The 14,735-nt window shown below is 38.3% G+C and carries 12 protein-coding genes; 4 read left to right on the top strand and 8 right to left on the bottom strand.

From position 1 onward, the window contains the following. The first annotated feature begins 91 nt into the window (after window positions 1-91). Window positions 92-358, top strand: a complete 267-nt coding sequence (locus tag CWB66_RS16040) for a DksA/TraR family C4-type zinc finger protein (RefSeq protein WP_138586131.1) — start codon at window positions 92-94, stop codon at window positions 356-358. A 30-nt stretch (window positions 359-388) separates the two neighbouring features. On the opposite strand, the gene gloA is transcribed toward CWB66_RS16040, so the two are convergent. Continuing rightward, entirely contained in the window at window positions 389-790 is a 402-nt protein-coding gene (gene gloA / locus CWB66_RS16035) for a lactoylglutathione lyase (protein WP_138586130.1), read from the bottom strand. 428 nt (window positions 791-1,218) lie between these two features. On the opposite strand from gloA, the gene CWB66_RS16030 reads away from it, so the two are divergent. After that, entirely contained in the window at window positions 1,219-3,378 is a 2,160-nt protein-coding gene (locus tag CWB66_RS16030; protein WP_252371772.1) for an exonuclease domain-containing protein, read from the top strand. A 35-nt stretch (window positions 3,379-3,413) separates the two neighbouring features. Here CWB66_RS16030 and CWB66_RS16025 read toward each other — a convergent pair whose 3' ends face one another. From CWB66_RS16025 to dinG, 6 genes are all read right to left on the bottom strand, one after another. Then, entirely contained in the window at window positions 3,414-4,304 is an 891-nt protein-coding gene (locus CWB66_RS16025) for a DMT family transporter (protein ID WP_138586129.1), read from the bottom strand. 193 nt (window positions 4,305-4,497) lie between these two features. Continuing rightward, window positions 4,498-4,650 (bottom strand): DUF2496 domain-containing protein, encoded by a 153-nt coding sequence (locus tag CWB66_RS16020; protein WP_138586128.1) that lies wholly within the window; start codon window positions 4,648-4,650, stop codon window positions 4,498-4,500. Next, window positions 4,622-4,915 (bottom strand): late competence development ComFB family protein, encoded by a 294-nt coding sequence (locus tag CWB66_RS16015; protein WP_138586127.1) that lies wholly within the window; start codon window positions 4,913-4,915, stop codon window positions 4,622-4,624. The genes CWB66_RS16020 and CWB66_RS16015 overlap by 29 nt, the downstream gene beginning before the upstream one ends. Window positions 4,916-5,112: 197 nt before the next feature. Then, window positions 5,113-5,721: a primosomal replication protein gene (locus CWB66_RS16010; protein WP_138586126.1), complete on the bottom strand. Its 609-nt coding sequence runs from the start codon at window positions 5,719-5,721 to the stop codon at window positions 5,113-5,115. Between the two features lies 1 nt (window position 5,722). Next, a complete protein-coding gene (locus CWB66_RS16005; RefSeq protein WP_138586125.1) occupies window positions 5,723-6,499 on the bottom strand; it encodes a TSUP family transporter in 777 nt (258 codons plus the stop codon). Continuing rightward, window positions 6,499-8,574 (bottom strand): ATP-dependent DNA helicase DinG, encoded by a 2,076-nt coding sequence (gene dinG / locus CWB66_RS16000; RefSeq protein WP_138586124.1) that lies wholly within the window; start codon window positions 8,572-8,574, stop codon window positions 6,499-6,501. The genes CWB66_RS16005 and dinG overlap by 1 nt, the downstream gene beginning before the upstream one ends. Before the next feature lie 60 nt (window positions 8,575-8,634). Between dinG and CWB66_RS15995 the strand changes: the two genes are divergently transcribed. Together CWB66_RS15995 and CWB66_RS15990 are read left to right on the top strand one after the other, a co-directional pair. Next, window positions 8,635-10,977 carry a DNA polymerase II gene (locus tag CWB66_RS15995; protein ID WP_138586123.1) on the top strand — a complete coding sequence of 781 codons (2,343 nt, stop codon included), beginning with the start codon at window positions 8,635-8,637 and terminating at the stop codon, window positions 10,975-10,977. Between the two features lie 456 nt (window positions 10,978-11,433). Continuing rightward, the gene (locus tag CWB66_RS15990) at window positions 11,434-14,178 is read left to right on the top strand and encodes a TonB-dependent receptor plug domain-containing protein (protein ID WP_138586122.1); all 2,745 of its coding nucleotides are present in this window, start codon (window positions 11,434-11,436) and stop codon (window positions 14,176-14,178) included. Window positions 14,179-14,573: 395 nt separating this feature from the next. Here CWB66_RS15990 and CWB66_RS22975 read toward each other — a convergent pair. After that, window positions 14,574-14,735: transposase domain-containing protein (locus CWB66_RS22975; RefSeq protein WP_138586121.1), on the bottom strand; the 162-nt coding region annotated here is incomplete at its 5' end.

The following is a 14,735-nucleotide window of genomic DNA, read 5'->3' as shown; positions in this document are numbered from 1 at the left end:
AATCCAAAAATCCAAAAATCCGTTTATTCAGCAAAAATAAAGTTTTTAATTGCTAATATGATCTTAAATTTAGTGATTATTAGAGGGCATTATGGCAAGTGGGTGGGCACGAGACGGTGCAATTCAAGATCAAATAGATGCAAGTGTGAATGACGCCGTACAATATGCAAGAAGTAATTTGATATCAGGCGCGAGTGCCGAGTTATGTGAAAAGTGTGATGAGGCAATTCCGCAAGCTCGAAGGTTAGCACTACCTGGCGTACGCTATTGTGTTCAATGCCAAGCTACTATTGAGCGCAAAAGAGCAGGTGCTAGCACGGTTAACCGACGTGGTAGTAAAGACAGTCAATTACGTTAAAAGGTGCTTTGAGCACCTTTTTATATTAATCTAGAAACGATTCATGTTATCTTTTTTCTGAATAAGCTCAATTGCATAGCCATCAGGGTCTTTTACAAAGGCAATTTCAGTGGTGCCACCTTTTACAGGGCCAGGCTCCCGGCTAACATTACCACCTGCGGCTTTTATATCTGCACAGGCTTTATAAATATCGTCAAACTCAATTGCAATATGACCATAGGCATCGCCTAAGTCGTAGCTGTTTGTATCCCAGTTGTAGGTTAGCTCCAGCACTGTGTTATCTTTTTCATCCCCATAGCCTACAAACGCGAGGGTGTAACGATACTCTTCATTATCTGCGCGACGTAATTCTTTCATGCCCAATATTTGAGTATAAAACGCAATTGATTTGTCCAAATCAGCAACTCGTAACATGGTATGTAATAAACGCATTTGTGCACCTTAGCTTGTGGTTAAATTTGCATAGGCTTTCAATAATACAGGTGCAGTACGCCAATTTGTAGGCTTGTGAAAAAATTCTTTCAGATTTGTTAAACAGGTAAGAAAGGCATGGCTATTTATAACACAGTAATCAACAGAGCTGAGCTCATAGAAAAATAGTGAGTTAGTTTTGATGTATTATAAACGATCGCGCGCAATCGGAGTCGCTATATAAGCTAGCATCTATTTATTTTAAGCTTTTTCTTGCTGCATCAGTTGAAAGCCTATATTGATCCTAAAGTACAATAACTTTAAGTCGCTACTTAGCGTCAATATCGAAAGGGCGAACGGATATAGTAAATCACCATTAGAGTAATTTTAAGATTGAATAATAAGTGCAAATACTGGATACTGTTTTTATATACAGTTGTGGCGATATTATGAAACAAGAATTACCAGCAAAGTACTATTTAGCGCATTTTAGAGAGCTTATTGAGTTTGTATCCAGCAAGTGTATACACTTGCTTGAACCCAAACATGAAGTGTTTATTGCTAAAATTAACCAGCTTGATGAGCAAAGCCAGTGTATGTTGGCGCGTGTATATTCACGAAAGCCTTATCTAGTACAGGCGCAGTCGCTCAATTATGAAGAAATAGCGTCACCGCATCAGGCTATCTATACGCTAAAAACGGCCGGTATTTTATTTGAGCCAAACGAGCTGCACTATGCACAGCTTTTAACACATTTAACGAAACCTTCCTTGGTTGAGTTACTAAGTAGTTACCCAGAACAAATAAGCTTTAAAAAGAGCGCTGCTAAAGGCGCGCTAGTGGATATTGCATGTGCATTTTTTAAAGATTGCCCACAAGAGCTTGCCCCGCTTTATAGCCAGTATGTTATTAACAGCCGCAGTGATTTTTACGAGTATTTTGAGTTTTTATTTGCAGGTAAGCTCAGTCGTGGTGATGTGAATCATCAAAACCGGTTTGTAATGCGAGATTTAGGCTTAACCGCGACACGTGAAGGGCACAGTGAGAGTTTATCGCGCTTTGAAACACTTAATGAAGCGCAATCAAACTATTTATTAAATCGCTGCCGATTAACATTTAAAAATATAACAGATGAAAACGACTATGTTGCTTTAGCGTCGCAGGTTTTATTGCAAGTCGCGCATGGTGTAATTGCGGTTGCGTTAAAAAATAAATTATTAGTTAGGCTTTATCGACAATTAAAAGGGGTTGATAGCGAACTTGCCTTTAGCTTACTTGAAGCCTGCATGGATGATAGTGAAGCACAAGAAATTCAAATAAGAGAGCAATACCGACTTAACAATAAAGAGTGGGTAAAAGCGCGATTAGACGCCATTATCGAAAATCCACTTACTGATGATTTACTGTATTTTGCTGATGATTTTTTAATGCGTAAATTTAATAAAAAAACACGTTCGCGTTTGAGTGCCATGCTTGCCGACACACAGTGCGTACTCGAAATAGATGAACTGTACCGAGGTGAAGTAGAGCAGGGCGTAAACGATTATTATACTCACCAAGGTATGCAAGTATTTAATACCGAAAACACGCTTTGGCAAAGTTTATTTGGATTAGTATTTTGGCACGAGCTATTTATAGAGTCGCCTTATCCGCCTTGTAACGAATTTGACATTTATCCGCAGGTATTAAGGCTTGGTAACTTTTATGAAGCGCAGCAAACACAAATAAATAATCGTTTAGCACAGTGCCAAACACCTCAAGCATTACTTAATTTAGTATGTAAAAATGCAGCGCAATATTTTGAGCAACCCAATGGCTTATTTAGGTGGCATAATGAGTTACTACAACCGCTAGAAGCACTTATTTTAAATAGCCCTATTAAGGCGTTAATTACTCATTTAACGAAGATGAGTAAGCATTATTCACAGCTAAAAGACGGCTACCCTGACTTAATGGTAATTAATAATGGCCAAGTACATTTTGAAGAGGTAAAAGCCCCAGGCGATAAACTAAGGCGCAACCAACTAACCACCATCGATAACTTAAAAAATGTGGGCTTTGAAGTACATATTGCTGCGGTTAAATGGTTTGTAGACCCTAACCGTGTTTACAGTGTGGTCGATATAGAAACCACTGGCGGTTTGAAAGGCGGCAACCGCATTACCGAAATTGGCCTTGTAAAAGTGCAGCACGGAAAAGTAATTGATAGCTGGACTACCTTAATTAATCCACAACGACATATACCAGGCTTCATATCATCTTTAACTGGTATTAGTGACAGTATGGTTTATAACGCTCCTGTATTTGCCGAAATAGTACAGCCGCTGTTAGATAAGCTCACAGGCACTATTTTTGTGGCCCATAACGTTAATTTTGACTATGGTTTTATTAAAAAAGAATGCGAGATGGCAGGGCACTTTTTTAAAATGCCAAAAATGTGTACTGTGGTTGAATCGCGCAAAGCGTTTAAAGGACTGAAGTCGTATTCACTGGGTAATCTCTCATCACACTTTAATTTAAATTTAACCAGCCATCACCGCGCCCTTGCCGATGCAACCGCCACAGCTGAGTTGTTATTACTTATTCAGCAATCTCAAACCAACGAATAAACAGCAAACCTTAACGTAAAAAGTAGTACGAACTTTTAAGTACTTAGCGGTTTAGCTAAGTACTTTTTTCGTGGTAAGAAACCAGTAACCAGCATAGTGCCTACAATTACAAACAGTGCGCCTAGTAATGTATTGGACCCTATTTTCTCATCTAAAATTAAATGTCCCCAAAAAATGCCAAACAACGGAATTAAAAATGTAACCGTGAGGGCAGAAGTTGGGCCAATATCGTCGATTAATTTAAAAAATAATATATAAGCAAGTGCGGTACATATAACCCCTAATGCGAGTACTCCTAGCATAACGTGGGTGCTTGGTATTTCTCGTATTGGCATAAATAAGATAAGCGGCAGTATCATAAAGCTTGAAGCCCACATTGAGCCATGGGCGTTATCGAAGGGGGCCAGTTTAGGCGCATTTTTAGTGTAATGCGATGCAATGGCATAGCAAAGTGATGCGCTTAATGCTGCTACTATAGCTATGATGGATTGGCTATTTAATACAAAATGATTTTGCCCAACAAGTATTGCAACGCCTATTAAGCCAAGTAGTAAACCAAGCACCATACTTTTATTGGGCTTTGTTTTTGTCCATAAAATTCCTACTACAACACCCCATATTGGTGTTGTAGAGTTTAAAATTGAGAGTGTGGATGCGCTAATTGTTTGGGCTGCGTAAGCAAAAAATAAAAACGGCAGGGCAGAATTAAACGCGCCTATAATAAAAAAGTGTTTTTTATGTTGGATAAACGCTAAGCGGCGCTTTAAATACAAAGCAACAATAAATAAAGTAACTGCAGCAAAGCCGACTCTAAACTCAATTAATACCGCAGGTCCTAAACTAGTGGCTGCCATTCGCATAAATAAAAAAGATGCGCCCCAAATAGCGGCCAGAAAAAACAATCGCAGTAAGCTTGCTAAGGTCATGATAGTACATTAATTATGTTAGTTGGCTTTTAGAGTAGCAGGGTTTATAAATAGTGTAAGCCATATTCGGAACTGGCATATTAAAAAATAAGCCAAAAAATTTAGAGTGTTAGTTAGTCGCGCTTTAATCAAAGTTGATAGGATTAAATTTGAAGGTGTTGCACTACTCTTAGTTTATGTAATCGAATAAGAATTAATTCGCGGCCAGTTTTTTTTCAAAATCATCTTTAATTATTTCGAGTGCTTTAAGAATGTCTTCTGGAGCAATATCATGTTGCTCCAGAATCATGATCAAATCGACTGCAAGTTTAATATGTTCAGGCGCTTGATTTAGTGAATTGCTCATTTAGGTCTTTCTTTTTTGAAATTTGGTTAATAGCGACATTAATTGCCGTTTGAACGCGTTCTTCCATATGTAAACGCTCAGTTTGTGGTAAGTAAAATGCCATATCTACATCATAACGAATGTATCGAGGAGGAAGTTGATTTAATATAGTACAGCAAAAATCTGCCATTACATCTTCGTTATATTGCTCGCTAAGTTTAAGTTTTATTATTTCTTCAAGAACAATTTTTTCGTAGTAATTGTGTATGTCGTCATGTAATCGCATATTCCTATCACTCTTTTTTATTCCATGCTGTTGATATTGAGTTTATACCAAGGTTAGTCATAAATCGATAGCAGCTTTGAATTGTTATTCGGTATACGGAAGGTTGTTAATTTTATCTGATTTTTAAAGTGAATAGCTGATATAGCTATGCTTTGATCAGAGCAAAATTGGCAGTTAAACACCATAACAAAAGTGTTTTAACGAAGCTGTTGCTTTTCTACTTGTTGTATTTTATCTTCGGTTGCAGAAATTGCTTTTCTGCATCGTCCTAAGCGAGCATGTGTACTTAATATTTCAAGGTTAAGCTTTTGTGCTTTAGCAGGCGACGCTTTATCCATTTGCATTTTTCGCTCTTCAATCATAAGCACTAAACGACGTTCAAACTCATGGTTTTGTTTTAATTCGTCGTAAAGTTCGTGCGACGACTGCATGATTTTTTGTACAGCTTGTTTGTAAACCGCTTGTTTTGGGCGTGGTTTATAGTGGCTTTTGTTTTCTTTAACCCAAATAGGCGTTGATTTAATGACGTTAAAAATTGCTTGCACTTGAGTTGCTATACGCTCAAGTGCATAGGTATAAGCGTGGCGATGCTCGCTTGGCGGTAACCTTGATACTTCGTCTTCTATTTCAATTACATAGTCTGCTAAGTTCATACTTTTTGTACTAAAAACGGCGCGATCAAATAAGCTAGGTTGCGCTTGCATGTAACGGTTTTTAGAAAAAAGTTTAGCTTTATCAAATTGCTCGGCTTGCTGTTTTAGCGTTGCAATTTGATGACGTAGTTTATCTAAAGCCATTGAATGCATATTAAAAATAAGCCTCGTAAATTAGTTTTAGCGCTAAAAGTATAACCATGGTATTAAAAACTGGACGAATAAATTTACTACCAAAACGTATCGCTGAATGCGCGCCAAACCATGCACCTAGCATGATAAAAAAGCCCATTGTTATGCCAAGTAAAAAGTTTACATGGCCCAAAGCAACAAAGGTGATCAATGATACAAAGTTAGAAACAAAGTTCATTGAACGCGCTAAACCACAATTGAGTAGCAGGTTCATTTTGTAAAGCATGCCATTCGAGGCAGTCCAAAAAGTACCCGTGCCAGGCCCTGCTAAACCATCAAAAAAACCTAATGCTAAACCCTGTAGCCATTGTTTTATTTTCATTGCTTTGTTTAGTTTAGGGAGCTCATCCCCTTCGGTGGTACTTAAATTACCAAATAAGCTATAAGCGGCAACCAAAATAATAATAATCGGGAGTAGCTTATTTAAAAAATCAATACTTAAATGATCAACAATAACAGTTCCTAGCAGTGCGCCTATTGCGGTAGCAATAATAGAGGCAGCCCAAAACTTTGGACTAAATAAGTTTTTTTTGTAATAGGTATAACTTGCCGTTAAAGAACCAAAGCTGGCAGCGAGTTTATTGGTCCCAAGTGTTAAATGTGGAGGTAGGCCAGCGGTTAATAAAGCGGGCACAGTTAACATACCACCGCCGCCGGCGATAGCGTCTATAAAACCTGCGGCAAGTGCAACAGCACATAAAACAGCCCAGGTTGTTGGATCGAGTGCAAGTTCAAACATTAATAATCTATTTGTCTTTTAAAAGGTGGTAGGGTGTCGAGCATGGCTTTGCCGTATCGCTTGGTAACTAAGCGCCTATCGAGAATAGTAATACAGCCTTCATCACTCTCTTTTCGCAGCAGTCTACCACAGCTTTGTACCAATTTCTTTGCGGCGTCGGGCACGGTAATCGTTAAAAATGGATTTCCGCCTTTACTTTGTACAAATTCTGCTTGTGCTTCTTCTATTGGAGAAGTCGGTACTGCAAACGGTATTTTGGTAATTATTAGGTTCTCTAAATATTTCCCAGGTAAATCAAGCCCTTCTGAAAGGCTCTGTGTCCCGAATAAAATACTGCCTTTGCCTTCGTCTATATTTTTAGTGTGTGCTTTTAGTAAAGCTTCTCGCGACATCTCACCTTGAACTAATAAGTTAAAACCTTTTGTTCTAAGAAACTTTGTTACGTGGTCCATTTGCCAGTAGGAAGCAAACAATACGAGGTTTGCTTTTTTATCATTTAGGTACTCTGGTAATGTTTGAGCTAAATGGTCGCTAAAGTCTTTATCAGTTGGTTCTACTTTCGATACTGGGATACGTAAAGTGGCTTGTTTTGGGTAATCAAAAGGAGAAGGTGCTTTAATAAATTTAACGCCTTCTTCCTTAGCAAGTCCGGTTTCGTAAGCAAAGTGATCGAACGAGCCGAGTGCACTTAATGTAGCAGAGCACAAAACAGCGCCCGCGCATTCTCGCCATAACTTATCTTTTAAATAATAACCGACTTCAATAGGGCAGTCGCTTAATAGATGGTCGTGGTGATTTTTGTATTCAAGGCGTTTTATCCACCTCGCATGAGGCGTACCTTCACCTTTTTTAGCGTAACTAAACCAAAGTTTGTTTAGTTGCTCTAACCGGTTAATATATTGCCCGCTTTCACCTAATATTGGATCGGCAACGTACGGTTTTATATCGCCGTCGCTTACATCTTGCGTAAGGGTGTCGTGCATTTTGTTTAAGCAGCGCAGGGCATCTTGTGTAGCTTCACTTATGTCTTTTGCTTTACTGTGCAGCGACTCTGGAATTTCACCGTGCTCAAAGCGGTAAGTATCATCTTTTGAGTATTCAAAGTCGGCATTATCAAGAATATCACGCACTACTTTTAAATCTTTATTAGCGTCGTTAATACTGTCGCAAAGTTTAAAATTTTGCCCTATTGCTTTTTGGCCTACTAAAATTTTAGCCATTTTTCCACTAAACTTAGTGAGCTTATCAAGCCACTCTATGGTGCCTTTTATTGTGGCAGCAGCAGATGAAAAATCGCGAGTTATATGTGCTAAATGGTGCGCTTCATCAATAATATAAATGGTGTTGTCGGGCTCTGGTAAAATTTTACCGCCACCCAAATCTAAATCAGCAAGTAGTAATGAGTGATTAATTACCAGTACGTCCATTTGCATCAATTGATTACGAGCAAGCTGAAACGGACATGTTTGATGGGCCTTCATTTGGCGCTGACACGAATGTTTATCGCAGGCTATTAAATTCCACACTCTGTCGGGAACTGTATCAGCCCAGCTGTCTCTATCGCCTTGCCATTTTTTATTTACATACGCGTTGTATAGCTCATTTAAGCATTTGGTTTCCATTGCGCTTAAGGGTGAAGTAAGCGTTGGCATAAAGTCCATCTGTGTTTGGCTATCACCATTTACAGCATTGTGTAGTTTGTGGGCGCAAATATAACGATGACGACCTTTTACTAAATCAAATTTGAAGTCGAGCCCTGAATGCTTTTTAAAGAACGGGAGCTCTTTTGCTATTAATTGCTCTTGAAGTGCAACGGTTGCAGTCGAAATAACCAGTTTCTTTTTTTGTGCCAAGGCCAGTGGCAATGCCCCTAAACAGTAGGCAAGAGACTTACCTGTACCGGTGCCTGCTTCAATAACACATATACGTTGTTTTTTGTGATAGTCGCCTGCAAGGGTTTTTGCTATTTCGGCAACAAGGTAGTTTTGGCTACTTCGCGGGCGGTAATCAGTCAGGTTATTAGCCACATGCTGGTGTACTTGCCTAATTGTTTTTTTTAGTGAGTCAGAAAGCATGGGATGATTTACCTAAAGTATGTATATAATTACAGTGTATATATTAAGTGGGATCGTACATTGACACAAGCAATCTATCAGGGCTTTATTTTATCAAGGCAACAATACTCGTCAAAAAGTAGACGAGGGATCACCTTGTGTTATTGGCTCGTATCAGAGCAAGGTCCTATTAAAGTGCTCGTTGAGGATCAACAAGCTGTGTTTTTTATCCCTCAAGAAAAACATGACTTTGCCAAAGCTGCATTAAATAAGGCAAACCTAAGCGCCAATTTTAAAGTAGTAGACATGCAACATTTTAGTGGAGCTGCATGTATAGGATGTTATTTTAATGATGTAAGTACCCTTTATAAAGCACGTACACTCCTTGAGCCGCACTTAAGTATATACGAAGCCGATATACGCCACAGCGATCGTTTTTTAATGGAACGTTTTATTAAAGGCGGCGTATGGGTTACAGGGGATGTGTCTCAAAAAAATGGTTTTATTTTAATTAATAATGCCAAATTAAAAGCGAGCCCTGAATATACACCCACGCTGACATCGCTCTCATTAGATATTGAGTGCAATGGTGAAGGCGTATTGTTTTCGGTTGGACTAGTAGGAAATGGCCTTGATACCGTTTTGATGATTGGTGAGCCTCAACAGCATAATCAGCCATTTAATATAGATTGGTGCTTTGACGAGATTAATCTACTACAAAAGCTACAGCAGTATATCAATAATAATGATCCTGACATTATTGTTGGTTGGAATGTCATTGAATTTGATTTTAGCGTTCTTAACACGAGAGCGGAGGCGCTGGGAATAACGCTTAATTTTGGCAGAGAGCAGCAATCTTTAAATATAACAACAGGGCACTATACGCGTCTGTCGTTACCGGGGCGAAGTGTTATAGATGGCATTGATACCTTAAAAAATGCCACTTATCACTTTGACAATTACTCACTTGCGAACATTTCTCACAAGGTACTTGGCGAGTCTAAGTTAATTCAGGCGAATAATCGTTTAAGCGAAATTATTCGCCAATTTAACGAAGATAAATTGAGTTTAGCCGCCTATAACCGACAAGACTGCATTCTCGTTAATCGGATTTTTACTCAGTTACAACTTTTTGAATTTGCAATAGTGAGGACTCAACTAACAGGGCTTGAGCTTGAACGAATGGGGGGCTCTGTTGCAGCATTTACTAACTTATATTTGCCATTACTACATCGCAGCGGGTATGTTGCGCCAAATTTAGGCGATCACGGTTTGTCGTTTGAAAGCCCCGGTGGGTATGTAATGGAGTCAGTGCCTGGGCTTTATAAAAATATACTTGTTTTAGATTTTAAAAGCCTATATCCCTCAATCATGCGAACTTTTTGTATTGACCCTCTTGGGCTCATTAAAGGATTAGATTCACCTGAGAATGCAATTGAAGGGTTTAACGAAGCCGTTTTCTCACGAAATGAACACCACTTACCGTCGTTAATTAAGCATTTAACACATACACGGCAAAGGGCAAAAGACACAAATCAGCCAATGTTATCACAAGCTATAAAAATAATAATGAACAGCTTATACGGCGTACTTGGCTCTAAAGGCTGCCGATTTTATGATCCAAGATTATCGAGTTCAATAACATTACGTGGGCATGAAATTATGCAAACAACCCGTAAGTGGATTGAAAAGTTAGGTTACGAAGTAATTTATGGCGATACAGATTCTATTTTTGTAAAAGCTGACGATCAGTTAAGTGCTCTGAGTTGCAATCAAATAGGCAAAGATTTAACGATCTATATTAATAATAAATGGAGTCATGATATTAAAGAACGTTTTGGGCTTACTAGCTATTTGGAAATTGAGTTTGAAACCCATTACAGCCCATTTTTTATGCCCACAATTAGAGGTAAAAAAACAGGTTCAAAAAAACGTTATGTAGGCCAAATCATTAAAAACAGTATGCCTGAACTTATCTTCAAAGGTATGGAAACGGTACGCAGTGATTGGACCGAACTTGCTCAAGAGTTTCAAACCGAGCTATTTAAAACTCTTTTTAGCGACAGCTTTAACATAGAGCAACTGCATGTAATTATAGATAGTTATACAAAAAAACTACATACAGGGGCGTTTGATAATAAATTGATATACCGAAAACGCTTAGGACAAAACTTAAGTGATTACATCAAAAATATTCCTCCACATGTTCAAGCAATAAAAAAACATAAAGTTAACAACCCTGATTTCGAAGTAAGACGAGGGCAAATAATTGAATACGTTTACACACTAACAGGTGCAGAAATCTATAATACATTTAACAAGTTCAACTATGAGATCTATGTTCGCAAACAACTAGAGCCAATTGCAGAAATGATCACGAGTTCAATCGATGATTCACATGTGCAAAAAACATTATTCGATTGATAGTAAAGCTAATTTTTGTACTTTATATAGATAGAAATAATAACTGTTTAATTTGATTACTTTAAAGATGCCTTTTAAGTCAATCTAAATATCCATGTTCCTATATTTTAAATTGAACTTTTGTTACAAACTTTCACAAAAAAATAAGCCTTTGTTTTTAATTGGGTTTTATTTTTTGATGATTGCAGTTATTAAATTGATGATTGTGGTTTTTATATTAAATCAATTACTTATAAATTAATGTAAACAGGCAATAAAAAAGTCTTTTGTTATTTTTACTGTACGAAAGTTAATAATGTGTTGACCTCATTGTTTCACTAGTACTATCATTCGTCACTCAACAAAGTCCTATTATAACTTTATAAAGGCTTTTTAGCCTTACTAAACTGGGTTTTGTTGCGCATTAATATTAAAAATTAAGCATATATAATAAATAAGTATTCTAGGGAGAATCTAATGTTAAACAATAAAATTTCAAAGGCAGTTCGCTTAGCGATTGCTTTTGGTACAGCATCAACGGCTGTTTTTTCTGCAAACTCAATGGCTGCAGCAGAAGGCGCTGAAAAAGTAGAGCGCATTCAAGTCACAGGCTCAAGAATAAGCCGTACAGATATGGAAACAGCTGTCCCTGTAACTACTTACTCATTAGATGACATAAAATCAACAGGTGCGCCAACACTAGAGCAGTTTGTTCAACAGCTACCAATTATTAGTGGCGGTTCATACGGTAGTAATGTTAACAATGGTGGTAATGGTACTGTGTCTATGAACCTTCGAGGTTTAGGTGCTTCTCGTACTTTAGTTTTGCTTAATGGCCGTCGTTTCAGTGGAGATATTTCCGTTATCCCAATGGCTGCAATCGCAAGAGTTGATGTTTTACGTGATGGAGCATCTACAATTTATGGTTCGGATGCTATCGCTGGTGTTGTAAACTTTATTACAAATAACGATTATACTGGAGCTGAGATTGAATTTCGTCATCAACAAACCAGTGAAAATGATGGAAAAACCTCTAACATATCTTTTATTACGGGTATTGAATCTGATAAAGGTAATGTTGTCTTTTCAGGTGGTTACGAACAACGTGATGCTATCTATGGCGAAGACCGTGATTTCTCAAAATGTGTTCGAGACGAAAATATTACGACAACGAATGCAGATGGTAGTGTAGAAGGGGAGGTCGTATGTGCTGGTGGTTCAGCAACAACTTCTCCTGCATCATTTTCAATCCCAGGAACTAGAGGGACTTTCGTTAAGGGTGAGGATGGAAAACCTCGAGCGATTGAAAGTAGTGACAGGTATAACTACGCTAATACCAGTATCATCTACCAACCGTTAGAAAAATATAGCCTTTTTGGCGCAGCAAATTATGAATTGGTTGATAGCGGTTTCTCTACAGTAGAATTTTCTTCAGAAGCCTCTTTTACACATCGTTTAAATAAAACAAGATTAGCACCTGTAGGTACATTCTGGAGTATGCCCGTCCCAGAAGCCAATCCAGGTAATACTTTTGGAACTGATGTAAATGCACAGCGCCGTTTAACTGAATCTGAAGGGCGTACTTCAGAGTTTTCAATAACAGAATATCTACTAACAACAGCTTTTAAAGGCGAGTTTAGCAATGGGTGGTATTGGGATACTAGCTACACATATAATAGCCGTCGTAGAACAGAAGAGATTGGTGGTAGAATCCACCAAGAAAGAGCTAACACATTAGTTGACCCTGCGTTGTGTTCTGCAAATAGTAGCTGTCCAGCTGTTTGGGACCCATTCCAAGCTGGTACATTAACAGCAGAAATGAGAGATTGGATAATAGTACCAATGAGCTCAACAAGCCGAAGTGAAGATACACAGCTACAGTTTAACTTAGCAGGAGAAACTAGCTTTGAGCTACCTGCTGGGACTATAGCTTGGGCTGCGGGTTACGAACATTTAACAACGAGCTATACATCTGTACCAGATGGAGCTGCAGGATTAGGTGCTATATACGGTGTCGCTCCAGAGGGTACTGACGGCGGTTTCACAACTACAGCTTATTATGCTGAAGTAAATATTCCACTATTAGCAGATATGCCTTTTGCTGAACGATTAGATTTCACGGTTGCAGCACGTAGAACTGATGTAAGCCTATTAAAAGATGCAGAAACTACCACAAAGTATGCTATTGAATGGCGTCCAAACTCGGAACTTCTAGTACGTGCAAACTTGTCCGAAGGGTTTAGGACTCCAAGTGTGAGTACATTATTTGATCCTCGTGCAAACTCTGCTGTTACTTATACAGACCCATGTGTTCAGTATGGCTCTAATCCAGATGCAAGTGCAGAATTGAAGATTAACTGTGCTGCAGATGGCTTACCTGCTAATTGGACCCAAACGAACAAGCAATCAGGTTCATGGGTTGGTGGTAATCCTGATATAGGCCCAGAGAAATCAACAAGTAAAAATATAGGTATTGTATGGGCACCTGAGTTTATAGAAAACTTTAGTGTTGCCTTAGATTTCTATGATATAGAGATTACAGATATTATTGGTTCGCTATCTATAGGGACGATAGGCAGTGAATGCTACAATAGTAAAGACTTTTCGTCGCCGTTATGTGATCAAATCAAAGGCCCTGTTGCTTATGGAACTGTTGGTGGAAAACGACGTGACTCTTCTGATAGCTTGAGTGGTGTTGAGTTGTCAACTCAAAATTTAGGCATATTTAACTCTCAGGGCGTTGACTTTGATTTTAAATATGGACTTGATGCTTTTGGTGGAGAATTTAAATTCAACCTAAACGGTACTTACGTCATTGAGCTTGATCATAATGAAGCTGAAGGTCTTGCAACCACCGAATTAGCCGGAGGCTATGGGGGAGATGTTGCGAATGGTGGGCGAGGTGCATTCAATGATATTCGCGCGAACTTCAGAACAACTTATTCTAAAGATGATTGGGGTATTACCCATACTCTTCAATATCAAAGTGATGTTGATGATTATGCAAAACCTGTTGGCGTTTTATCTAATCACGTAGGTTCAGTTGCTTATAATGATATCAGTGGTTTTTATAGCTTTGAAAATTTAGTATTGAGCTTAGGTATCAATAACATCACAGATAAACAGCCACCATACGTAAGTAATGGTGATAACGGTGCATTAATTCGTGTACATCGTTTAACTGGGCGTGAATATTATGTTAAAGCAACATTTAAATTTTAAGAAGAAATTATATTTACCAATTTCATAGTAAGAATGTATGCAAGTAGTTTAATTGACTGTTCTTACTGAGATTTATTAATCGGCCCTAATACCTATTAGGGCCGATTTTATATTTCTTGGATTCAAATCATAAGTATTTTAATAGCCTGTGCTTGGTAAATGACCACAACTAGCGCATTTTAATCTCAAAATTTAATAGAGTTGAGTGATAGTCACAGTTCAGCCCTGCCATTTTTATTCTCGCCATACTCACTGATTTAACTGTACCTTGTTTAAAAAGTGCCGTCGCTATTTTTGCATCATATTAAGCACTAGTGGCCCCTGTTGTTTTAGTATTCTCGATTCATCTTCTTTAAAAGTTATATAGGTCCAATGCATACTTTCAACGTAAGCGTCTAGCTTTGCTTAATGTCCCAAGGTAACAGTGGCTCTAGGTTATCTGGCTGATTAGCAAGGTGCTGCAAGCAAGTAGAAATATAATCATGCACCACAAGGTCATTGGCCTTTGCTGTTTCAACAAGACTATAGAGTACGGCACTCGCATGCGCGCCCTTGCT

The sequence above is a fragment of the Pseudoalteromonas sp. S558 genome, from assembly GCF_005886635.1.
Taxonomy (GTDB): domain Bacteria; phylum Pseudomonadota; class Gammaproteobacteria; order Enterobacterales; family Alteromonadaceae; genus Pseudoalteromonas; species Pseudoalteromonas aliena.
The sequence above is the reverse complement of the archived record's forward strand: the minus strand, read 5'-3'. Positions and strand labels throughout refer to the sequence as shown.

What these genes read in the sequence shown, in the direction of transcription:
- gloA (WP_138586130.1), bottom strand. Translation starts at nt 790, where the DNA reads ATGCGTTTATTACATACCATGTTACGAGTTGCTGATTTGGACAAATCA.
- CWB66_RS15990 (WP_138586122.1), top strand. Translation starts at nt 11,434, where the DNA reads ATGTTAAACAATAAAATTTCAAAGGCAGTTCGCTTAGCGATTGCTTTT.
- CWB66_RS16015 (WP_138586127.1), bottom strand. Translation starts at nt 4,915, where the DNA reads ATGCGATTACATGACGACATACACAATTACTACGAAAAAATTGTTCTT.
- CWB66_RS16025 (WP_138586129.1), bottom strand. Translation starts at nt 4,304, where the DNA reads ATGACCTTAGCAAGCTTACTGCGATTGTTTTTTCTGGCCGCTATTTGG.
- CWB66_RS16005 (WP_138586125.1), bottom strand. Translation starts at nt 6,499, where the DNA reads ATGTTTGAACTTGCACTCGATCCAACAACCTGGGCTGTTTTATGTGCT.
- dinG (WP_138586124.1), bottom strand. Translation starts at nt 8,574, where the DNA reads ATGCTTTCTGACTCACTAAAAAAAACAATTAGGCAAGTACACCAGCAT.
- CWB66_RS16040 (WP_138586131.1), top strand. Translation starts at nt 92, where the DNA reads ATGGCAAGTGGGTGGGCACGAGACGGTGCAATTCAAGATCAAATAGAT.
- CWB66_RS16010 (WP_138586126.1), bottom strand. Translation starts at nt 5,721, where the DNA reads ATGCATTCAATGGCTTTAGATAAACTACGTCATCAAATTGCAACGCTA.
- CWB66_RS16020 (WP_138586128.1), bottom strand. Translation starts at nt 4,650, where the DNA reads ATGAGCAATTCACTAAATCAAGCGCCTGAACATATTAAACTTGCAGTC.
- CWB66_RS16030 (WP_252371772.1), top strand. Translation starts at nt 1,219, where the DNA reads ATGAAACAAGAATTACCAGCAAAGTACTATTTAGCGCATTTTAGAGAG.